Here is a 20,773-nt window from a genome sequence, read left to right as displayed (position 1 = left end):
GGATCAGCCGGCCGTCTGCAGCGGGTCGCTGCCTATTTTGGACAAAAGGATGACTGCCTGGGTGCGGCTGTCGACGCCGAGCTTCTGCAGGATGGCCGAGACATGCGCTTTGATCGTCGCTTCGGAGACCCCGAGCTCGTAGGCGATCTGCTTGTTGAGCAGTCCCTCAGCCAGCATGCCGAGCACGCGCGTCTGCTGTGGGGTCAGCGCCTGCAGCCGCTTGATCAGGTCGGAAATCTCGGGATCGCGCTCGACGCCGAGATCGACCCCGGCGGGTGCCGCGATATCACCTGCGAGCACCGACTGCACCGCATTGCGGATCTCCTCCATGCTGGCCGATTTGGAGATGAAGCCGGAGGCGCCGAGATCGAGCGCGCGCCGGATCGTCACCGGATCGTCATGCGCCGAGACCACCATCATTGGCACCGCCGGATGGATGCCGCGCAACGAAATCAGGCCGGAAAGACCGCTTGCCCCCGGCATCGAGAGATCGAGCAGCACCAGATCGACATCTTCATTGGCCAGGACCAGCGCCTTGGCGCTTTCGAAATCGCCGGCCTCGTGAATGGCGGCAACGTCTCCGATGCCCGCGAGTGCCTCCCTCAATGCACCGCGAAAAAGCGGATGATCGTCGGCAATGACGAATGTGTAGCCCAACGGTGATATCCCTCCCCGAATCCCGTTCGCGATTTTCCGCCTTGCAGGATCTGAACGATCATAACGCCATGCCTGCTGTTCGGCGTGGCCGGCTTGCTGTTCCCGCCCCAGGTCTTTTTGCGAATTGCCTAGGTCTTTTGCGAATTGGGCTTGGCGCCGTCTTCGTCCTTGTCCATGTCCTTGACGATGTCCATGAAGCTACGCAGGAAGCGCTCCATGTAACCCATCGTCTTGTTGAAATCCTCCTCGCTGGGCAAAGTCGATTCGAGACGCGCGGCAAGCGAATTTTCGAGCTTGGCGACGCGTTCGTCGAGCGCCTTCACCGAATTTTGCAGCCGGTCGACCTCATCCTGGAAGGCGGCACGTTCGTCGGCCGCCGTCTTGCAGACAAGCTGACCGGAGCGCTCCTCGCAGAGCGACATGGCGCCGGTTTGCGTATCCATGCGGACATAGCCATTGGCCGATTTTTCCAACCGGTAGCGATCGGCTTCCTCGGAAGAGGCCGACGCCGCTATAAGCGAGACCAGTGCTGCGGGGATCAAGACGTGTTTCAGACGCATGTTTTCCTCCATGAGCCAGTCAGCGCAATCTATCACAGTTTGCGCCTGAAATGGGGACGAACCTGAGATGGGGAAGAACACGGGCCTGCCCTTCCCCGCGTGGTCGGTTCGGACTATAGCGCAACCATGTCCGAGATCATCTACAAGATAGTTCCCGAGGCGCTTTGGCGCGAGGCCGAAAGGGAAGGCCGATTCACCGGCGCGCCGATCGACGTCGCCGACGGTTTCATCCATTTTTCCGCCGCCGGGCAGGTTCGGGAAACGGCGGCCAAACATTTCGCCGGCCAGGGCGGGTTGCTGCTGGTCGCCGTCGACGGCGCGCGCCTTGGCGATGCGCTGAAATATGAGGTCTCGCGCGGCGGCGCCTTGTTCCCGCATCTCTACGACGCGCTCGGCCTCGATGCGGTCGTTTCGGTGCAGGCATTGCCGCTCGGCGCCGACGGGCAGCATGAATTCCCGGCGCTGGAGGCCGAATGAGCGCGCTCGGCCGGATCGGCCAGAAACTGCTGTTCACGCTCGATCCGGAAACCGCGCATGGACTGTCGATCGCCGCGCTGAGATGCGGGCTGCCGGTCGCCGGTCGTCCGCCGCAGGACACCAGGCTAAAGGTCAGCCGTTGCGGACTCGATTTCCCGAACCCGCTCGGCATGGCGGCGGGTTACGACAAGAATGCCGAAGTGCCGGACGCGCTGCTCGGCCTCGGCTTCGGCTTCGCCGAGGTCGGCACGATCACACCGCTGCCGCAGGGCGGCAATCCGAAGCCGCGCGTTTTCCGGCTGCCTTCGGACGGGGCGGTGATCAATCGGCTGGGCTTCAACAATGAGGGCCACGACGCCGCGGAAAAGCGCCTTGCCGCCCGCATGGGCCGTGCCGGCATCGTCGGCGTCAACATCGGCGCCAACAAGGACAGCACCGACCGCGTCAGTGACTATGAACGCAGCGTGATCCGGTTTGCGCGATATGCCAGTTATCTGGCAATCAACATCTCCTCGCCGAACACGCCGGGCCTGCGCAACATGCAGGCACGCGAACAGCTTGGCGAACTCCTGTCGCGTGTCATGGCCGCGCGTGCGGCAGCATCCGCGAGACCACCGGTCTTCCTCAAGATCGCGCCGGACCTGGTCGAGGCCGAGTTGGAGGACATCGCCGCCGAGCTCACCGAGAAGCAGATTGACGGCCTCATCGTCTCCAACACCACGATCGCGCGATCCGGCCTGCGCAACGCCGGCCTTGCCGGCGAGGCCGGCGGTCTTTCGGGGAAACCCTTGTTCGAGCGCTCGACCATCGTGTTGGCAAGGATGCGAAAACTGCTTGGCCCGGATACCACTATCATCGGCGTCGGCGGCGTTGATTCCGCCGAGACGGCCCTGGAAAAGATCCGCGCCGGCGCCGATCTCGTGCAGCTCTATACCGGCATGATCTATGCTGGGCCCGCGCTGCCGGGGCGCATTCTTTCCGGCATGGCTCGTTTCATGAACAGTCAAGGGCTGAAGTCGCTGCGCGAGCTTCGCGACAGCCGCCTCGATCAATGGGCGGTGAAACCGCTTTAGCGATTAGTTAAAGGCGGTGCGCACCCGCAGCCGCAATATGGCGAGCAGGCTGAAGCCGCGTACCAGCAGGAAGACATGCAACGCCGCCCACAAGCCGTGATTGCCGAAGGCCGGCACCAGAATCAGCAGGGCGGCGCTGAACGACAGGAACGACACCAGCATCATGTTGCGCATGTCGCGCGACCATGTTGCGCCGATGAAGACACCGTCCATCTCGAAAGCCAGCACGCCGCTGAGCGCGGTGAACGCCGCCCATGGCAAGTAGATGTCGGCAATGGCGCGGACGTCCGTCGAGGTCGTGATCAGGGCGACGAGATCGGTGCCCTCCAGCAGGAAGAAGAGCGTCGCCGCGCCCGCCAGACCGAGCCCCCAAAGCAGCGTCAGCCGCACCGCCTGGTTAAAGGCGGTGGCGGCGCGCGCTCCAATGGCGCGGCCGGCGAGCTGCTCGGCGGCAGTGGCGAAACCGTCGAGGAAATAGCCGGCAACCAGGAAGAGGTTCATCAGCACGGCGTTGGCGGCCAGCGTCAGCGTGCCGAACTGAGCGCCTTGGCGCGTGAACAGCGCAAAGGCGGCGAGCAGCGAAAAGGAGCGGATCATGATATCGCGATTGAGCGACATCATGCGCAGGAATGCCGGCAAATCGAGGACGCGGTGGCGCGGCAGCGTGGGCGCTGCCCAAAAGCGCCGGCCGACAATGGCGAGACCAAGCAGCATGGCGACGAATTCGCCGGTGACCGTTGCCCAGGCAACGCCGGCAACGCCCCAGCCGAGCTCCAGCCCAAGCAGGAAGCAGAGGCCGATGTTGATGCCGTTCAGTATCAATTGCAGCATCAGCCCGAGCCCGCCCTCGCCGCGCCCGAGCACGTAGCCAAGGACGGCGTAATTGATCAGCGAGAACGGTGCTGCGAGCATCCTGATGCGGATATAGACGTCCATCGCCGCGCTGACGCGCGGTTCGGCGCCGATGAACCATTGCCCGGCGGCGGAAACCAGCGGCGCAAGCGCGGCAAGCACGACGCCGGCGACGACCGCGATCAGCACGGCGCGCCAGAACACCGCCTGCTCCTCCAGCGCATCGCCGCGCCCGAAGGCCTGGGCGACGAGGCCGGTGGTGCCGGAGCGCAGGAAGTTGAAGGTGGTGAAAACGACGTCGAAGATCAGGGCGCCGGCCGCCAGGCCGCCGAGAAGGGCGGCGTCGCCGAACTGCCCAACCACCGCCGTGTCGACGATTCCGAGCAACGGCGTCGTCAGATAGGCAAGCGTCATCGGCACGGCGATGGCGAGCACCGAGCGGTTGGTGACGACGAAGGCCCTGGCTTCGGTGGCGTGGGTTTCGGTGGGTAAAGCCTGCTCCAAACGCGTGTTGCTTCCTGTTGCGGCTTGATCTGCTAGCCGATGTGCCCCAGTTTGCGGACCTCGCGCAACCATCCACCCCGCTATGGTCAACCGAAACCCGCCTCTGGCGCACCGCCCGTCCCATGCCCTTGCAGATCGTTCATCATCCCGACTACGACGCCGGCTTCGCCGTCAACCACCGCTTCCCGATGAGCAAATATCCGCTGCTGATGGATGCCTTGCGGGCGCGCGGCCTGGCGCAGCCCGAAGCGCTCAACATGCCGGAGGCGGCGCGGCCATCATGGCTGAAGCTTGCCCACGCGGCAGACTATGTCGACCAGGTGCTTGCCTGCGAAGTGCCGGTGAGGATCGAGCGCGAGATCGGTTTCCCCATTGGACAGCGGGTTTCGCTGAGGGCGCAGCTCGCAACGGCCGGCACGGTGCTGGCGGCGCGGCTGGCCTTGCTGAACGGCATCGCCTGCAACACCGCCGGCGGCAGCCATCATGCGCGGCGCGCGCAAGGCGCCGGCTTCTGCACCTTCAATGACGTAGCCGTTGCCGCGCTGGTGCTGCTCGCCGAAGCTGCTGCCCAAAACATCCTGGTCGTCGACCTCGACGTGCATCAGGGCGACGGCACGGCCGACATCCTGGGCGACGAGCCGCGCGTGTTCACCTTCTCCATGCATGGCGACCGCAACTACCCCGCGCGCAAGATCGCCTCCGATCTGGACATCGCCCTGCCCGACGGAACCGGCGATGCAGCCTATCTGGAGCGGCTGAACGCCATCCTGCCGGAGCTGTCGGCGCGAAGGCGCTGGGATCTCGTCTTCTACAATGCCGGCGTCGATATCCATGTCGAGGACCGGCTCGGCAGGTTGTCGCTCACGGATAACGGGCTGCGCGCCCGTGACGATATGGTGATCCGCCATTTCCGCACGCTCGATATCCCGGTGTGCGGGGTCATCGGCGGCGGCTATTCGGCGGATGTCGCAGCACTCGCCGCACGCCACGCCATCCTGTTCGAGGTGGCTGCGGAATACGCCTGAAATTCACTTCCTGAAATTGGCGATCCTGAGCAGGATAAAGGCCGGCACGACGATCGCAGCACCGAGCAGGATGTAGCCGAGGAAACGGTCGATGGCGTGGAAGCCCAAATTCCACAGGTCGATGAAGAATTTGCGGATGCCGTAAAGCACGTCCATCGGCGACCAGCCGAAGGCATTCATGACCAAGCCGACGAGGAACGACACCACAAGCAGCTTCAGGATCACCCGGAGCGGCGTATCGCCGAGAAAGCGGTTCAGTGCGGACAAGGCCTGTCTCCACAGTCGGGTGCCGCGATTCGGGCACATGCCCAGAAATACGCAGTTGACAGCCCTGCATCAAGCCGAGCCCTCAAACCGGATTGCGCATCGGCGCCGGGCCATGATATCGGAGGAACCAGCGCGGGTATGATGTAATGGTAGCTTGTCAGCTTCCCAAGCTGAACGCGCGGGTTCGATTCCCGCTACCCGCTCCAGTTTTTGCCCCAGTGCATTGCACTTGTTTTGGCCAGTTGAAAACCAGCGGACTTACAGCCAGTTTTTTGCAACCCGGCTGGCCGCCTTTCATCTGTTTGGCCGATGTACCGGTTCCTGGAATATTTCACATTGAGGGTCGGCGGGGCCTCGAATGACCCCAACCGGAATGTCTACCCTTTGCCCGCTGGCTTCTGCTGGCGGGCTTTTTTGAGCATCCTCGGTATTGCCAACGTGCACCGGCGCCGCTCGGGGCCACGGAATGCGCCCCGCTACTCGCTCCAAGCCTCAGCCCACCTCTCGTAAAATGAAATCGTGCAGCATCTTGGCTGCCGGCGACAGCGCGCGGTTCTTCACCGTGATCAGGCTGTAGGGTCTGACCTCGATGTCGAACTCGGTCTGGACAACATCGATGGCGCCGGCCAGGCCTTCCGGGTTCTGGATGAACTTCGCGACCTGGATCGAAACCGGCGCGATGGCGTCGGATTGCGCGACCATGACCAGAGTCAATAGCAGCGAGCTGGTATTGAGGATGCGGTCCGGCAGCGCGATGTTTCGGTTCAGGAAGTTACTCTCCATCGCCTGGCGCAGCGGCGAGCCGCCCGACTGGAAAACCCAGTCATAGGCGGCGGTGTCTTCCAGCCGCACCACCTTGCCCTTGGTCAGCGGGTGGCCGCGGCGCACGATCAGGCAGGCCTTCTCGACGCCGATGACGCGGGCTTCGAATAGCCGCGGATTGAGGTCGTCGGGGATGCGGGCGATGATGAAATCGTGGCGCGAGGCGATCAGCTCGCGCGCCAACACGTTCGAGGTCTCGACCTGCATGGTGATTTCGATGCGCGGATAGAGGCGCCGGATCTCGCGGATCGCCGGTACCGCCAGCTCGATCGCCGGTGCTGTTACCGCCCCCAGGAACACCGAGCCGCCCTTGCCCGCCTTGAGCTCGAAAATCTCACGGTCGACCTCGCGCATCTCGAGCAGGATCGATCGCGCGCGCCGTGCCAACGCCTTGCCATAGGGCGTCAGCGTGATGCCGCGCGGCAGCCTTTCGCAGAGCTTGACATCGAGCACGGCCTCCATCTCGGCGATCATGCGCGAGGCCGCCGGCTGCGAGATGTTCATGACCTGGGCCGCGGCGCTCACCCGGCCGTGCTCGTCGAGGGCTGCGATCATGCGCATGTGACGCAGGCTCAAGCCGCTGCGCAGCAAGGTTCCGCCATCGCTCGGGATTTCATCGTAACCGGCTGATATTCCGCCAGGATTTCGCAGCGCCGCCATGATTTTTCCCTACTCGCACGCCCGCCGCCCCGGCAATCCGGCGGCGTCGCCACTAGCCTAAGCCATATCAGTCTCGATATAGCAACCATCAAAGATCGCATTTGACAGTTATGGCAAAGCGACACACCCTCCGCGCGTCCTGAGACTTGACGATCGGTGACGAGAGAAAACTCGTATCGATTGAAACCAGAGTTTCGGGGCCGATTGGGAGGATACCGGAGATCGATTGACGGCAGCGGCGCCTTTGGCGCTCCTGCACGATTGCGCGGCCCACGAAACCCAAGGGTACGCGTCCATCAACCAGGGAGAGTTAATGTGAAGATTATCAAGACACTGGCCGCCGTCGCGGCCCTAGGCATCGCGGCCATGACGCTGCCGGCGCAGGCGGGCGAAGGCCTGATCGGCGTGCTGATGCCCACCAAGACCTCGCAGCGCTGGATCAACGACGGCGACGCCGTCAAGTCCCAGCTCGAGGCTTTGGGCTACACTGTCGACCTGCAATATGCGCAGGACGACATTCCGAACCAGCTCAGCCAGCTGGAAAACGAAATCACCAAGGGCCCGAAGGCGCTGATCATCGCTTCGATCGACGGCACCACGATGGGCGATGCGCTGCAGAAGGCCAATGACGCCGGCGTTGTCGTCGTCGCTTACGACCGCCTGATCAAGAAGACGCCAAATGTCGACTACTACACCACCTTCGACAATTTCGGCGTCGGCGTCATCCAGGCCAAATCGCTGCTCAAGGGCCTCGGTTATCCCGAGAAGAAGGGACCGTTCAACATCGAGCTGTTCGGCGGTTCGCCGGACGACAACAACGCGTTCTTCTTCTATAACGGCGCCATGTCGGTTCTTCAGCCGCTGATCGACGACAAGACCCTCGTCGTGAAGTCCGGCCAGATGGGCATGGACAAGGTCGGCACGCTGCGCTGGCTGGCGGCAACCGCCCAGGCCCGCATGGACAATCTGCTCTCCGCCAACTACTCGGACGGCAGCCGCGTCGATGGCGTGCTCTCGCCCTATGACGGCCTGTCGCGCGGCATCATCGCTTCGCTGCGCGCCGTAGGCTACGGCACTGCCGATCAGCCATGGCCGATCGTCACCGGACAGGACGCCGAGACCGCTTCGGTCAAGGCGATCATCGCCGGCGAACAGTATTCGACCGTGTTCAAGGACACGCGCGAACTCGCCAAGGCGACGGTCGAACTCGTCGATAAGGTGCTCTCTGGCGGCAAGCCGGAAGGCCTCGACACCACGACCTACAACAACGACGTCAAGGTCGTTCCCTCGATCCTGCTGACGCCGCATGACGTCGACAAGTCGAACTACCAGGCGCTGGTGGTCGACTCCGGCTACATCAAGGCCGAAGAACTGAAGTAATCGCGGTTACAAAGCCTGGGGTCCTGCGCAGGCAGGGCCCCTTTTCGTTGGCGAGCCAGCCCGGTATTGTTTGCGGACCTCGCAGGAGTGGTATTCTCAATGGCATCGACGATTTTGGAGATGCGCGACATCACCAAGACGTTTCCCGGCGTCAAGGCGCTGTCGAACGTCAAGCTCATGGTCGAGGAAGGAGAGATCCATGCCGTGGTCGGCGAGAACGGCGCCGGCAAGTCGACGCTGATGAAGGTGCTGTCGGGCGTGTATCCGTCCGGCACCTATGACGGCCAGATCATCTATCGCGGCGACGAGTGCCATTTCAAAGGTATCCACGACAGCGAGCGCAAGGGCATCGTCATCATCCACCAGGAGCTTGCGCTGGTGCCGATGCTGTCGATCGCCGAAAACATCTTTCTCGGCAACGAGCACGCCAGATACGGCGTCATCGACTGGAACGCCAACGAGGCGCGCACCAGCGCCCTGCTCAAGAAGGTCGGCCTCAAGGAAGACCCCAACACGCTGATCACTAATATCGGCGTCGGCAAGCAGCAGCTGGTCGAGATCGCCAAGGCGCTCAGCAAGGAAGTGAAGCTGCTCATTCTCGACGAGCCGACGGCGAGCCTGTCCGAAAAGGACAGCCAGGCGCTGCTCGATCTGCTGCTCGAATTCAAGCGGCAGGGCATCACTTCTATCCTGATCTCGCACAAGCTCAACGAGGTGAACCGGGTCGCCGACAAAGTCACCATCATCCGTGACGGCCGGACCATCGAGACGCTGGCCAAGAAGGACATCTCGGAGGACCGCATCATCACCTCGATGGTCGGCCGTTCGCTCGACGACCGCTATCCGCCGCGCGAGCCGAACATCGGCGAGACCGTTCTCGAAGTGAAAAACTGGTCGGTCTACCACCCCATCCATGCCGAGCGGCAGGTCATCAAGGGCATCAACCTCAACGCCCGCAAGGGCGAAGTGGTCGGCATTGCCGGGCTCATGGGCGCCGGCCGGACCGAGTTTGCCATGAGCCTGTTCGGCCGGTCCTACGGCCGCCGCATAACCGGCGAGGTGTTCCTCAACGGCAAGCCGATCGACGTCTCTTCGGTGAGCAAGGCGGTGGAACACGGCATCGCCTACGTTACCGAGGACCGCAAGACCTACGGTCTCAACCTGATCGACCACATCAAGCACAACATCACGCTGGCCAACCTGCCCGGCGTGTCGCGCCACGGCGTGATCGACGATTTGCGCGAGCTTTCGGTCGCCAACGATTATCGCGGCAGGACCAATATCCGCGCCTCGAGCGTCTACCAGATGACCGGCAACCTTTCTGGCGGCAATCAGCAGAAGGTGGTGCTGTCGAAATGGCTGTTCGCCAATCCGGAAGTGCTGATCCTCGACGAGCCGACACGTGGTATCGACGTCGGCGCCAAATATGAAATCTATACGATCATCGCGCGTCTCGCCTCCGAGGGTAAGGCAATCATCGTCATCTCGTCGGAAATGCCCGAACTGCTCGGCATCACCGACCGCATCTACGTCATGAACGAAGGACGCATCGTCGGCGAAATGGCGGCAAGCGACGCCAGCCAGGAAAAGATAATGCGCGCCATCGTCCGCGGAGAAGGAAAAGCATCATGAGCACCGAAAGCGCTCCCGGGCCGCAGACCGGCGTTGCCCAGGATCTACAACAGGGACCTCGCATTGCCGTCTCGGCGCTGGTTACCAATCTGCGCGAATACGGGTTGGTGCTGGCGTTGATCGCAATCATGGTGTTCTTCCAGTTCACCACGTCCGGAACGCTGTTCAAGCCGGTGAACCTCAGCAATCTCGTGCAGCAGAACAGCTTCATCATCGTGATGGCGCTGGGCATGCTTCTGGTGATCGTTTCGGGTCACATCGATCTCAGCGTCGGCTCCGTCGCCGGCTTCATCGGCGCACTGGCGGCGATGATGATGGTCATCTGGCCGCTTGGCCCATTGAGCAATCCGCTGGTGGTGTCGATCATCTGCCTGGTCGTCGGTGGTGCGATCGGCGCAGCACAAGGCTACTGGATTGCCTATCACCGAATACCGAGCTTTATCGTCACGCTGGCGGGCATGCTGATTTTCCGCGGCATCTGCCAGGCGCTGCTCGGTGGCGGGTCTTCCGTGGGGCCGCTTCCAGTCGGCTTCAAGGCGCTCAGTTCCGGCTTCATTCCGGACCTGATCGGCCCATTGACACTGATACCGCCAACCGTGAACGCCGCCGGCAAAACCATTGTCGGCAGCGGCCTCACGCTGCACCTGACGACGATCGTGATCGGCCTCGTCGCCGTGCTCGCCTATGCCTATTTCGGGCTCAGGGCACGGCGCACCCGCGAGAAGCATGGCTACGAAGCCGAGCCCTTCTCGCTGTTCGTCGTCAAGACCCTGGTGATCAGCGCGCTGGCGCTGTTTCTCGTTTACCAATTCGCCACCTACAGGGGCCTCCCCATCGTTCTCATGGTGATGGGCGTGCTGATCGCGTTGTTCGTCTTCGTTACCAAACGCATGACGATCGGCCGCCGCATCTATGCGATGGGCGGCAATGCCAAGGCAGCCCAGCTATCGGGCATCAAGACCGAACGGCTGACGTTGATGGTGTTCATCAATATGGGCGTGCTGTCGGCACTCGGCGGCCTGATTATCGCAGCGCGCCTGGGGCAGGCTGTGCCGGCGGCCGGCCTCGGGAGCGAGCTCGACGTCATCGCCGCGGTGTTCATCGGTGGCGCTTCGGCGATGGGCGGCGTCGGCCAGGTCATCGGCGCGGTGGTCGGCGGCTTCATCATGGGCGTCATGAACAACGGCATGTCGATCATGGGCGTCAATGTCGACTGGCAGCAGGTGGTCAAAGGCCTGGTGCTGCTCGGCGCCGTCGTCTTCGACGTCTACAACAAGAACAAGGCTTGAGAGGCAACCAGGAGGCATACGGGTCACATCGCGGCGCTGCCGGGCGGCGCAAAGAAGTCCCTCGAGGGACCTGATCCGCGAGCGCAATCCGGACGAAGAATTTCAACCGAGGCGCGGACAACGGTCCGAGCCGCGCTGGGCAGGGTTTGCCAAGAAAGGCACGCCAAGCCCGCAATTCAGAGAGGGTTACCATGCTGATCTCACAGATCCTCGATGACGCCGAGACGATCCGCGTCGTTGCCCGCAACGGCGGCAAGACCCGCGTCATCAACGGCGCGCGCAGCGTCTATTCGCTGGCGATGGAAGCCGCGCGCACCGGCAGCGGGCTTGTCGCCCTGATCGAGCGCAAGGGCTTCGGCGAAACCATCGATCTGGACGCAGCCTACAAGAAGGGACGGCTGCTGTCGCCGATCAACCATCCCGATCCGGCGCATCTCCATCTCACCGGCACCGGGCTGACGCATCTCGGCTCCGCTGCGACCCGCGATTCCATGCACAAGAAGCTCAGCACGGACGGCGAGGAACAGCTGACCGATTCCATGAAGATGTTCCGCATGGGGCTTGAGGGTGGCAAGCCGGCGAAGGGCCAGATCGGCGTGCAGCCGGAATGGTTCTACAAGGGCAACGGCACCATGGCGGTGGCGCCCGGTGCGGCGCTTATGTCGCCGGCCTTCGCCCAGGATGCCGGCGAGGAGCCGGAGATCGCCGGGATCTATGTGATCGGCGACGACGGCGCCCCGTTCCGCGTCGGCTTCACCCTGTCGAACGAGTTTTCCGACCACGTCACCGAGCGTGTGAACTATCTCTTCCTCGCCCATTCCAAGCTGCGCAACGCTTCGTTCGGCCCGGAGATCCTGATCGGCGACCTGCCGTCCGATATCCGCGGCGCTTCACGCATCCTGCGCGACGGCAAGCTGCTTTGGGAAAAGCCGTTCCTGTCGGGCGAGGCGAACATGTCGCACACCATTGGCAATCTCGAGCATCACCACTTCAAATACTCGGCCTTCCGCCAGCCGGGTGATGTGCATGTACACATGTTCGGCACGGCGACGCTGTCCTTCGCCGACGGCATCAGGACCGAGGCCGGTGACGTATTTGAAATCGAGGCGCAGGATTTCGGCCTGCCGCTGCGCAACCCGCTTGAAATCGAGCAGCCGGTGAAGGTGGCGGTGAAGGCGTTGTAAACTGGTGACAGAATTCAGGAACGAAAATGAACGGCCTGCGGATTGGCACTGTGTCCCTAAGTTTAGTCCTGTTCCTCGCCTTTTTCTCCCCGCCGGCTTACAGCGCCGGACAATGCAGCGCAAAATCCTATCGCGAAGCCCGGATGTCGATGACTAACCGGCTTCTGGCCACCGGCTATTCGAAATCGCAAGTGAGCTTTCTGATGCGCAACGCGGATCGCATGACGTCCGCACTCCGCGCTGACAGACTGAACGACAATGGCAGAGCCTGCGGTATCGACTCCGCCAGAGCCCATGTGCTGGGATGTCTCGGCAAGCAGTTGTTCCCCTTGCAGTCCAGCTCAAGCGCCTCACTTGACGAGAAGCAAACCAGAGGATTTTGGGGGAAGAAGCGATTTGCAGTGCGAGAACTGCTCTTTGTCGGTCAGTTTCATGGCTGCCTTGGCGCCGCGAAAGAATATCTGTTTCGCGGCTGACGGCTTGCGAACAAGATCATCGCGCGGCGCGGAAATGCTTGGACAGTTTCAGACCCTGCGCCTGATAGTTCGAGCCGAGATCTGTGCCGTAGAGCGCCTGCGGTCGTTTCAGCATGTGCTCGTAGACCAACCGTCCGACGATCTGGCCGTGGTCGAGGATGAACGGCACTTCGTGGCTGCGTACCTCGAGCACCGCCCGGCTGCCGGTGCCGCCCGACGCCGAATGGCCGAAACCCGGGTCGAAGAAACCGGCATAATGGACGCGGAACTCGCCGACCAGCGGATCGAAGGGCGTCATTTCGGCGGCGTAGAGCGGCGGCACATGCACCGCCTCGCGCGACACCAGAATATAGAATTCGTCCGGATCGAGCACCAGCTCGCCGGCACCGCTCTTGTAAATGGGCTCCCAGAAATCGACGACATCCTGCGCGGCGCGCTTGTCGACGTCGACCAGGCCGGTGTGGTGCTTGCCGCGATAGCCGACCAGCCCGTCCTTGTCGCCGTCGAGATCGATCGACAGCGCGATTCCGCCGCCTGAGATGTTGGGTGGTTCGGTGGCGACCAACATTTCGGCGCGGTGCAACTCGTGCAGCTCGCTTTCCGACAAGAGCGCATTGCCGGTGCGGAACCTGATCTGCGACAGCCGCGAGCCGGTCCGCACGATGATCGGGAAAGTGCGCGGGCTGACCTCCAGATAGAGCGGGCCTTCATAGCCGGCGGCGATCTTGTCGAACTCGTGGCCACGGTCGGTCATTACCCGGGTGAAGATATCGAGCCGTCCGGTCGAGCTTTTCGGGTTGGCAGAGGCGGAAATATGGGCGGGCAGCGCCAGGCTTTCGAGCAGCGGCACGATGTAGACGCAGCCGGTTTCCAGCACGGCACCTCCGGCGAGGTTGATCTCGTGCAGCTTCAGCCGGTCGAGCTTGTCGACAACCCTGTGGTCCGGGCCGGGCAAGAAGGAAGCACGCACTCGCCAGGCCTTGTCGCCGAGCCTGAGGTCAAGGCTGGCCGGCTGGATCTGATCGGCATCGAGCATGCGCGGCGACTTCAGCGCGCCCGTCTGGAACAGCGCGGAAATATCCTGATCGGGAAGAATGCCTGTCTGCCGCAAGGGTCTGGCTCCGTTCGAACGCCGGGCGAGGTCTTGTTCTGTCGCAGGTCCGACCGTGGACGCCTTTGGCACCTGCTTGGTACAACCCTCTTAATCATGCCGGCAATTGACGCAAGCGTGGCGCGGGTCTAAAGCTCGTTTTCCCGTGGTGATTTGGCCGGTCGGCTTGCAGCCACGTTAAACAAGTCGCTAAAGGACCGTCGGGCCGCAAGGCCATATGGACCGGTTGCGACTTTCGCGGCCGGTTTTTTGTTGTTTGGACCAATTTTGGTGTTTGGATGGAATGATGACCAAGAAGCGCGACTGGAAGCCTCAGACCGCACTCGTGCATGCCGGGACGCTGCGTTCCGGCTTCGGCGAGACCTCCGAGGCGATGTATCTCACCCAAGGGTATGTCTACGAGACGGCGCAAGCGGCGGAGGCCCGCTTCAAGGGCGAGGAGCCGGGCTTCATCTATTCGCGCTATGCCAATCCGACGGTCGACATGTTTGAGAAACGCATGTGCGCGCTGGAAGGAGCCGAGGACGCGCGCGCCACGGCATCCGGCATGGCGGCGGTGACGGCAGCACTGCTGTGTAGCGCCAAGGCGGGCGACCATATCGTGGCGGCGCGCGCGCTGTTCGGCTCCTGCCGCTGGGTGATCGAGACGCTGGCGCCGAAATACGGCATTGAGGCAACGCTGGTCGACGGCACCGACATCGCCAATTGGGAAAAGGCGGTCAAGCCAAACACCAAACTGTTTTTCCTGGAAAGCCCTACCAATCCAACGCTGGAGGTAGTCGACATTGCCGCCGTCGCGGCACTTGCCAATTCGATCGGCGCCAGGCTGATCGTCGATAATGTCTTCGCTACGCCCTTGCAGCAGAAACCCCTGCAGCTCGGCGCCCACATCGTCGTCTATTCGGCCACGAAGCATATTGACGGCCAGGGGCGTTGCCTTGGCGGCATCGTTCTGTCGGACAAAAAATGGATCGACGAGAACCTGCATGATTATTTCCGCCACACCGGCCCAAGCCTCTCGCCCTTCAATGCCTGGACGCTGCTGAAAGGCCTGGAGACGCTGCCGCTACGCGTACGCCAGCAGACGGAAAGTGCCGGCCGCATCGCGGATTTCCTGGCCGAGCGCCCGCAAATCGCCCGCGTCATCTATCCCGGCCGCGCCGACCACCCGCAAGCGGCCGTGGTCAAGAAGCAGATGTCGGGCGGCTCGACGCTGATTTGCTTCGATGTGAAGGGCGGCAAGCAGGCGGCCTTTGCCTTCCAGAACACACTAGACGTCGTGCTGATTTCCAACAATCTCGGCGACGCCAAGAGCCTGATCACCCATCCGGCGACGACCACACACAAGAACTTGACTGATGAAGCCCGCGCCGAGCTCGGCATCGGACCGGGAACGCTCAGGCTGTCAGTCGGCCTTGAGGACGCCGACGACCTGCTCGAAGACATCGAGCAGGCACTGAGAGTTGCCGGATAAGGGCTGGCCGAACAGAGGCAGCGGGGACGTGCCGATCAGGCGCCGGACGGGGTCTCTTCCAGCTCCGCGACAGTCTTTGTCTGGATAGTCATCACGTTGCCGCGCCAGTCGACGGCGCCGCTCAGCCATCCGCGCGCCCAAATGGCGGGAAGCATCAGATCTCGTGCCATCATCGCCGGGATCGTGCGCGGCGAGAGGTGCCATCCCTTGGCCGAGGCCAAGGCGCATTCCGGCAGGTAGGCCGCGACCAGCACGGCGATGGCGGTTGCCGGCAGGCTGACGCCGGCGTCAGCCGCGGCGATCAGTGCAAGCACTAGCGGTGGTGCCGCGCCGATCAGGATTTCGGGGGCAAAGAACAGTGCAAAGGTGACGCGGCGCAGCCGCGCCCAGCGCGCCTGCCGCGACCAGATCTCGCCAAGCGTGCGCCGGCCGAGCGGCTGTTCGAAGGGAGAGGCGACAAGATTGACCCGCAGTCCGAGCCCGTTGACCAGCTTGGTCGCGGCGGCGTCCTCGGCGATCTCGGCGGCAAGCGCGCGGATGCCGCCATTGGCATCGAGCATCGGCTTGTTCCACAACATGCTCTTGCCCTGGGCGAAGCCGAGGCCGAGCGCCTCTCCAGCGTACTGCCAGCGTGCCTGCAGCGTGTTGAGAAAGGCGCATTCGACCTCCCCCCAGAAGCCGTCCGGCCGCGAGCCGATCGGCGTCGAACAGACGAGGCCGGTGTCGTGCCGCCACGCCGCCATCAGGTGCTGGACGTAATCGCTTGGCATAAGCACGTTGGAATCGGCAAGGATGACCCAGCGATAATGCGCCGCCTCCCAACCCTTCACGCAATTGTTGAGTTTTGGATTGCCGCTGATGCGGTCGTCACCGATTAGAAGGCGGGCGCGAATAGCTGGAAAGCGCGCCATTGCGGCGGCGATCGGCTTGACCACCGGGTCGTCGGCATGGGCGACGCAGAAGATGAGTTCATAGCGCGGCCAGTCGAGGGAGAAGGCGCGCTCCAGCGTCTCTTCGGCAAACGGCTCGACGCCGCGCGCCGGGATGACGATCGATACCGGCGGCGCGTTGGCCGCGGGCGGTGCAATACTGGCTGGTCGCTTCAGCTTCTGCGAAGCTAACAAGATGCTGGCGAGATTTGAAAGAAGGAGGGCTATGGAAAGGAGGGCGGCTGCGAATGTCGGTTCCATCGAGATCTGGTCACTCCAGAAATGCCGGCCGCATGACAGCCGTTTTCAACAATTCGACAGAACGCTGAGTCGTCCGGCACAAGCCTGCACACCATCATTGTCATGTGTCACTCAAATGACATTGTTTTTCGGCACCTGCGCTTGAGATCGGGCAAGAAGATGCTGCGCATCGTTGACCAAACTGCGCTGAGCATCGAAAGTTCCATCTACATTGCTTTGGAGCAGTTTATGTACAGCGCCGTCACCCGCAACATCGAAGTGCAGGTCAGGCCGTTCTATCTGGAGGATCACTCCGACCCGCCGCAAAACCGCTATGTCTGGGGCTACCAGGTGACCATCGACAATCAGTCGGATGAGTTCGTGCAGCTTCTGTCACGCTACTGGCACATTACCGACGGTACCGGCAAAGTCGAGGAAGTGCGCGGCCCGGGGGTCGTCGGCGAGCAACCCGGACTCAACCCCGGCGACAGCTATCAGTATACGTCTGGATGCCCGCTCTCGACCCCGTCCGGCATCATGGTCGGGCACTACACAATGCGCAACAAGCGGGGCGAGACGTTCGACGTCGCCATCCCCGCCTTCTCGCTCGATTTGCCGGGCACGCGGCGCACCGTCAATTGAGGGCCGTCATCCAGCCGCTGCAAACTCCGCCGGGTCGAAGTCATATTGCTTCGAGCAGAATTCGCAGGCGACGTGAATGCTGCCATCCTCGGTGCTGTCCCTGATCTCCTCGGCGGAAAAGCCTTCGAGAATGCCGCGGATCTTCTCCCTCGAGCATGAGCACTGGTCGGCGACCGGCACGCCGCCGAACACGCGGACGCCATGCTCGTGGAAAAGCCGGTAAAGCAGCCGTTCGGCGCCGATCGTCGGATCGATCAGCTCGGTCGGTTCAATAGTACCAAGCAGCGCCAGCAGCTCCTGCCAGGAATTGTCGGTCGGGTCATGGATTTCCTCACGCGGATCGCCGTCGCCACCGGGAAGGTCGGGTACGCGCATACGCTCCGCCGACTGCGGCAGGAATTGTGCCAGCAGGCCACCGGCCCGCCATTGCTCGCGGGCACCGCCGACGCCGGGCGTCAGAAGCTTGGCAACCGAAAGGCGGAGGTCGGTCGGAATCTGCTCCGACTGGCGGAAATAGGTGCGTGCGGCATCTTCAAGTGTGACGCCGTCGAGCTGGACGATGCCCTGGTAGCGCTGCGTGTGAGCGCCCTGGTCGATGGTCAGCGCCAGGACACCGCTGCCGATCAGCGTCTGCGGTGACGTCTCGCCGGCCGAAGTCAAAGCCTGCAGCCGGTCGGCATCGAAGCGGGCATACGCGCGCAGCGCGTGCGGCGTGGAGAAATCGGCGACCAGCATGTCGACCGGCCCATCGGTGCGGGTCTGCAGAATGAACTTGCCCTCGAATTTCAGCGAAGTTCCGAGCAGTACCGTCAGCACACAGGCTTCGGCCAAGAGCCGGGCGACCGGCTCGGGATAGTCGTGGCGGCCGAGAATGGCGTCGAGCATCGGCCCGAGCTGGACGGTGCGGCCGCGCACGTCGAGCGGGCCGACCTCGAACGGCACGACATGATCGTCGCCGGCGTAGCCGAATTCGCCGAGCTTGGGTTTATGTTCAGCCAATTGATGAGTTTCCAACATGACAAAGCTCCGGGGCGCGGCGATGCCGCCCTCCGGGGCGCATGCGACGAGACGCGCTTGATTTGCGTGATGCGCCTGAGATAGGCACCACCCACTCCCGGATCAAGGCGGCCCAGATCAAGGCGGCCCAGATCAAGGCGGCGCAGATCAGGCCGGCCCGGATCATCGCGGCCCGTATCAAGCGCCCAGGCACCAGGCCAGGACCGCCTTCTGGGCATGGAGCCGGTTCTCGGCCTCATCGAACACCACAGAATGCGGTCCGTCGATGACCTCGTCGGTAACCTCCTCACCGCGATGCGCCGGCAGACAGTGCATGAACAGCGCGTCCGGCTTGGCTTTCGCCATCAGTGCCGCATTGACCTGATAGGGCAGGAAGACATTGTGGCCGCGGGCACGGTGCTCCTGGCCCATCGACACCCAGCAGTCGGTGACGATGCAGTCGGCCTCGTGAACGGCCTCCTCGGGCGAGCGGGTGAATTTCAGCTTGCCGCCATTGGCTTTCGACCAGTCGACATGCTTCTGAGCCGGTTCGCTGCCCTCGGGCACGGCGACGTTCAGCTTGAAATGGAACCGCGCAGATGCCTCCAGGAGCGAATGCAGCACGTTGTTGCCGTCGCCGGTCCAGGCGATCGTCTTGCCGGCCACCGGACCGCGGTGCTCTTCGAAGGTCATGATGTCGGCCATCAGCTGGCAGGGATGGGTCTCGTCGGTCAGCCCGTTGATGACGGGGACCGTAGCGTTTTCCGTCAGTTCCAGCAGCCGGTCATGCGAGGTGGTGCGGATCATGATGGCATCGACATAGCGCGACAGCACCTTGGCCGTGTCGGCAATGGTCTCCGAGCGGCCAAGCTGCATCTCGGTGCCGGTCAGCATGATCGTCTCGCCACCCAACTGCCGCATGCCGACGTCGAACGATACGCGCGTGCGCGTCGACGGCTTGTCGAAGATCATCGCCAGCACCTTGCCCTCGAGCGGCTTGCTGCGTTCTCCGGCCTTGAGCCTTGCCTTTCGCACAGCTGCGTCGTCGAGCATGAAGCGCAGATCGCCTTCGGAAACGGCAGAAAGATCGGTAAAATGGCGAAGGGACATCAGGAATTCCAGGATTACTTCGCAGCGGCAGCGACGATGGCATCCGCCAGGCTCTTGGCGCCGGCACGGATGCGCTCGAGCGCCTCGTGGATCTCGGCATCGGTGACGGTGAGAGGCGGCAGCAGGCGGATAACGTTGTCGCCGGCCGGAACCGTCAAGAGATGCTGGTCACGCAGTGCCACCGTAACCTTGGTGTTGGGCATCGCGCATTTAAGCCCAAGCATCAGGCCGGTGCCCCTGATGCTTTCGATAACATCCGGAAATTCGTCGGCGACACCGGCAAGCCCCTGCTTCAACAGCAGCGCCTTGCGCCGGACGTCCTCGAGAAAGCCGTCTTCCAGCACCACGTCGAGCACGGCGTTGCCGACCGCCATCGCCAGCGGATTGCCGCCGAAGGTGGTGCCGTGCACGCCGGCGGTCATGCCAACCGCCGCCTCGTCGGTGGCGAGGCAGGCACCCATCGGGAAGCCGCCGCCGATGCCCTTGGCCACCGCCATCAGGTCGGGGGTGACGCCCGCCCATTCATGCGCGAACAGCTTTCCGGTGCGGCCGACGCCGCATTGGACCTCGTCGAAAATCAGAAGCACTCCGTGCTGATCGCAGAGCTGCCTGAGCCGCTTCAGCGATTGCGTCGGCACTTGCCTGATGCCGCCCTCGCCTTGCACCGGCTCGATCAGGATCGCCGCGGTTTCAGGCGTGATCGCCTTTTCGGCTGCATCCACATCGTCGAAGCCGACCTGGTCGAAGCCGTCGACCTTGGGGCCGAAACCTTCCAGGTATTTGTACTGGCCCCCGGCGGCGATGGTCGCCAGGGTACGGCCGTGGAAGGCGCCTTCGAAGGTGATTGTGCGGTATCGCTCGGGATGGCCTTTGACGAAGTGGTAGCGCCGCGCCGTCTTGATGGCGCATTCGAGCGCCTCTGCGCCGGAATTGGTGAAGAACACCTTGTCGGCGAAGCTGGCGTCGGCCAGCCGCTCGCCGAGCCGGCTCTGTCCCGGAATCTCGTACAGATTGGAGACGTGCCAGAGCTTGGCGGCCTGCTCGGTGAGGGCCGCGACCAAATGCGGATGGCCATAGCCCAATGAATTGACGGCGATCCCGCCGGCGAAATCGAGATATCGCTCGCCCTTATCGGTGACCAGCCAGGTGCCTTCACCGTGGTCGAAAGCCAGGGGTGCGCGAACAAAGGTCTCGAAAAGCGCCGAACCGCTCATTATATTCTCCGGAACCGGAAAAATCAAAAAGCCGCCAAAGCGGCGGCCCTTGTGGCTTATCGTGTTTTTCGGCCGTGAAGTCAACGAAAAGGTCGCGCAAGGACGTGCGGCAAGCCCTCCAGCATAACGCCGGCTCATAAGCGACCGGGCAAGTTGGGGAAAACCGAAAAAACCGATTCGTGTTGGCCTTGGGACTCTT

General features: G+C 62.9%; 20 protein-coding genes, 1 tRNA gene and 1 riboswitch. Of the genes, 11 read left to right on the top strand and 10 right to left on the bottom strand.

Annotated features, from left to right (window positions below; all coding sequences use genetic code 11):
* Positions 1-3: 3 nt before the first annotated feature.
* Both NMG46_RS03675 and NMG46_RS03670 read right to left on the bottom strand, forming a co-directional pair.
* Entirely contained in the window at positions 4-657 is a 654-nt protein-coding gene (locus NMG46_RS03675; RefSeq protein WP_254816346.1) for a response regulator transcription factor, read from the bottom strand.
* Positions 658-785: 128 nt separating this feature from the next.
* Positions 786-1,217, bottom strand: a complete 432-nt coding sequence (locus NMG46_RS03670) for a hypothetical protein (RefSeq protein WP_254816345.1) — start codon at positions 1,215-1,217, stop codon at positions 786-788.
* Positions 1,218-1,343: 126 nt separating this feature from the next.
* On the opposite strand from NMG46_RS03670, the gene NMG46_RS03665 reads away from it, so the two are divergent.
* Positions 1,344-1,694: a DUF952 domain-containing protein gene (locus tag NMG46_RS03665; RefSeq protein WP_254816344.1), complete on the top strand. Its 351-nt coding sequence runs from the start codon at positions 1,344-1,346 to the stop codon at positions 1,692-1,694.
* The gene (locus NMG46_RS03660; protein WP_254816343.1) at positions 1,691-2,767 is read left to right on the top strand and encodes a quinone-dependent dihydroorotate dehydrogenase; all 1,077 of its coding nucleotides are present in this window, start codon (positions 1,691-1,693) and stop codon (positions 2,765-2,767) included. The genes NMG46_RS03665 and NMG46_RS03660 overlap by 4 nt, the downstream gene beginning before the upstream one ends.
* A 3-nt stretch (positions 2,768-2,770) precedes the next feature.
* Here NMG46_RS03660 and NMG46_RS03655 read toward each other — a convergent pair whose 3' ends face one another.
* Entirely contained in the window at positions 2,771-4,195 is a 1,425-nt protein-coding gene (locus tag NMG46_RS03655; protein WP_254816400.1) for an MATE family efflux transporter, read from the bottom strand.
* Between the two features lie 50 nt (positions 4,196-4,245).
* On the opposite strand from NMG46_RS03655, the gene NMG46_RS03650 reads away from it, so the two are divergent.
* Positions 4,246-5,148, top strand: coding sequence for a histone deacetylase (locus NMG46_RS03650; RefSeq protein ID WP_254816342.1), 903 nt, complete (start codon positions 4,246-4,248; stop codon positions 5,146-5,148).
* Between the two features lie 3 nt (positions 5,149-5,151).
* Here NMG46_RS03650 and NMG46_RS03645 read toward each other — a convergent pair whose 3' ends face one another.
* Positions 5,152-5,454, bottom strand: a complete 303-nt coding sequence (locus NMG46_RS03645) for a DUF6460 domain-containing protein (protein ID WP_254816341.1) — start codon at positions 5,452-5,454, stop codon at positions 5,152-5,154.
* Positions 5,455-5,547: 93 nt separating this feature from the next.
* Between NMG46_RS03645 and NMG46_RS03640 the strand changes: the two genes are divergently transcribed.
* Positions 5,548-5,621, top strand: a tRNA-Gly gene (locus NMG46_RS03640).
* Positions 5,622-5,907: 286 nt separating this feature from the next.
* Here the strand turns inward: NMG46_RS03640 and NMG46_RS03635 are convergent.
* Positions 5,908-6,897 (bottom strand): LysR family transcriptional regulator, encoded by a 990-nt coding sequence (locus NMG46_RS03635; RefSeq protein WP_254816340.1) that lies wholly within the window; start codon positions 6,895-6,897, stop codon positions 5,908-5,910.
* Between the two features lie 315 nt (positions 6,898-7,212).
* Between NMG46_RS03635 and chvE the strand changes: the two genes are divergently transcribed.
* The 5 genes from chvE to NMG46_RS03610 all read left to right on the top strand — a co-directional run bounded on the left by chvE (position 7,213) and on the right by NMG46_RS03610 (position 12,858).
* On the top strand, positions 7,213-8,277 hold the full coding sequence (gene chvE / locus NMG46_RS03630) for a multiple monosaccharide ABC transporter substrate-binding protein (protein ID WP_254816339.1): 1,065 nt from the start codon (positions 7,213-7,215) through the stop codon (positions 8,275-8,277).
* A gap of 99 nt (positions 8,278-8,376) precedes the next feature.
* The gene (mmsA, locus tag NMG46_RS03625) at positions 8,377-9,909 is read left to right on the top strand and encodes a multiple monosaccharide ABC transporter ATP-binding protein (protein WP_254816338.1); all 1,533 of its coding nucleotides are present in this window, start codon (positions 8,377-8,379) and stop codon (positions 9,907-9,909) included.
* The gene (gene mmsB, locus NMG46_RS03620) at positions 9,906-11,198 is read left to right on the top strand and encodes a multiple monosaccharide ABC transporter permease (RefSeq protein WP_254816337.1); all 1,293 of its coding nucleotides are present in this window, start codon (positions 9,906-9,908) and stop codon (positions 11,196-11,198) included. The genes mmsA and mmsB overlap by 4 nt, the downstream gene beginning before the upstream one ends.
* Before the next feature lie 191 nt (positions 11,199-11,389).
* Positions 11,390-12,382: an AraD1 family protein gene (araD1, locus tag NMG46_RS03615; protein WP_254816336.1), complete on the top strand. Its 993-nt coding sequence runs from the start codon at positions 11,390-11,392 to the stop codon at positions 12,380-12,382.
* Between the two features lie 26 nt (positions 12,383-12,408).
* Positions 12,409-12,858: a hypothetical protein gene (locus NMG46_RS03610; RefSeq protein ID WP_254816335.1), complete on the top strand. Its 450-nt coding sequence runs from the start codon at positions 12,409-12,411 to the stop codon at positions 12,856-12,858.
* Between the two features lie 16 nt (positions 12,859-12,874).
* Here the strand turns inward: NMG46_RS03610 and NMG46_RS03605 are convergent, their stop codons facing one another.
* On the bottom strand, positions 12,875-13,969 hold the full coding sequence (locus NMG46_RS03605; protein ID WP_254816334.1) for a 2'-deoxycytidine 5'-triphosphate deaminase: 1,095 nt from the start codon (positions 13,967-13,969) through the stop codon (positions 12,875-12,877).
* Positions 13,970-14,104: 135 nt separating this feature from the next.
* Positions 14,105-14,182, top strand: a riboswitch (SAM riboswitch).
* Positions 14,183-14,252: 70 nt separating this feature from the next.
* Here NMG46_RS03605 and NMG46_RS03600 point away from each other — a divergent pair.
* On the top strand, positions 14,253-15,443 hold the full coding sequence (locus NMG46_RS03600; RefSeq protein ID WP_254816333.1) for an O-succinylhomoserine sulfhydrylase: 1,191 nt from the start codon (positions 14,253-14,255) through the stop codon (positions 15,441-15,443).
* 35 nt (positions 15,444-15,478) lie between these two features.
* Here NMG46_RS03600 and NMG46_RS03595 read toward each other — a convergent pair whose 3' ends face one another.
* Positions 15,479-16,633: a glycosyltransferase gene (locus tag NMG46_RS03595; protein WP_254816332.1), complete on the bottom strand. Its 1,155-nt coding sequence runs from the start codon at positions 16,631-16,633 to the stop codon at positions 15,479-15,481.
* A gap of 228 nt (positions 16,634-16,861) precedes the next feature.
* Here NMG46_RS03595 and apaG point away from each other — a divergent pair, with 228 nt between their 5' ends.
* Positions 16,862-17,254 (top strand): Co2+/Mg2+ efflux protein ApaG, encoded by a 393-nt coding sequence (gene apaG / locus NMG46_RS03590; RefSeq protein WP_254816331.1) that lies wholly within the window; start codon positions 16,862-16,864, stop codon positions 17,252-17,254.
* A 6-nt stretch (positions 17,255-17,260) separates the two neighbouring features.
* On the opposite strand, the gene NMG46_RS03585 is transcribed toward apaG, so the two are convergent.
* From NMG46_RS03585 to NMG46_RS03575, 3 genes are all read right to left on the bottom strand, one after another.
* Positions 17,261-18,271, bottom strand: coding sequence for an Hsp33 family molecular chaperone (locus tag NMG46_RS03585; protein WP_254816330.1), 1,011 nt, complete (start codon positions 18,269-18,271; stop codon positions 17,261-17,263).
* A gap of 177 nt (positions 18,272-18,448) precedes the next feature.
* A complete protein-coding gene (gene argF / locus NMG46_RS03580; protein WP_254816329.1) occupies positions 18,449-19,360 on the bottom strand; it encodes an ornithine carbamoyltransferase in 912 nt (303 codons plus the stop codon).
* 14 nt (positions 19,361-19,374) lie between these two features.
* Positions 19,375-20,574 carry an aspartate aminotransferase family protein gene (locus tag NMG46_RS03575; protein ID WP_254816328.1) on the bottom strand — a complete coding sequence of 400 codons (1,200 nt, stop codon included), beginning with the start codon at positions 20,572-20,574 and terminating at the stop codon, positions 19,375-19,377.
* Between the last annotated feature and the right edge of the window lie 199 nt (positions 20,575-20,773).

This window comes from Mesorhizobium sp. LMG 17147 (assembly GCF_024297145.1).
Taxonomy (GTDB): domain Bacteria; phylum Pseudomonadota; class Alphaproteobacteria; order Rhizobiales; family Rhizobiaceae; genus Mesorhizobium.
This window is presented reverse-complemented; position numbering and strand designations above follow the sequence as displayed.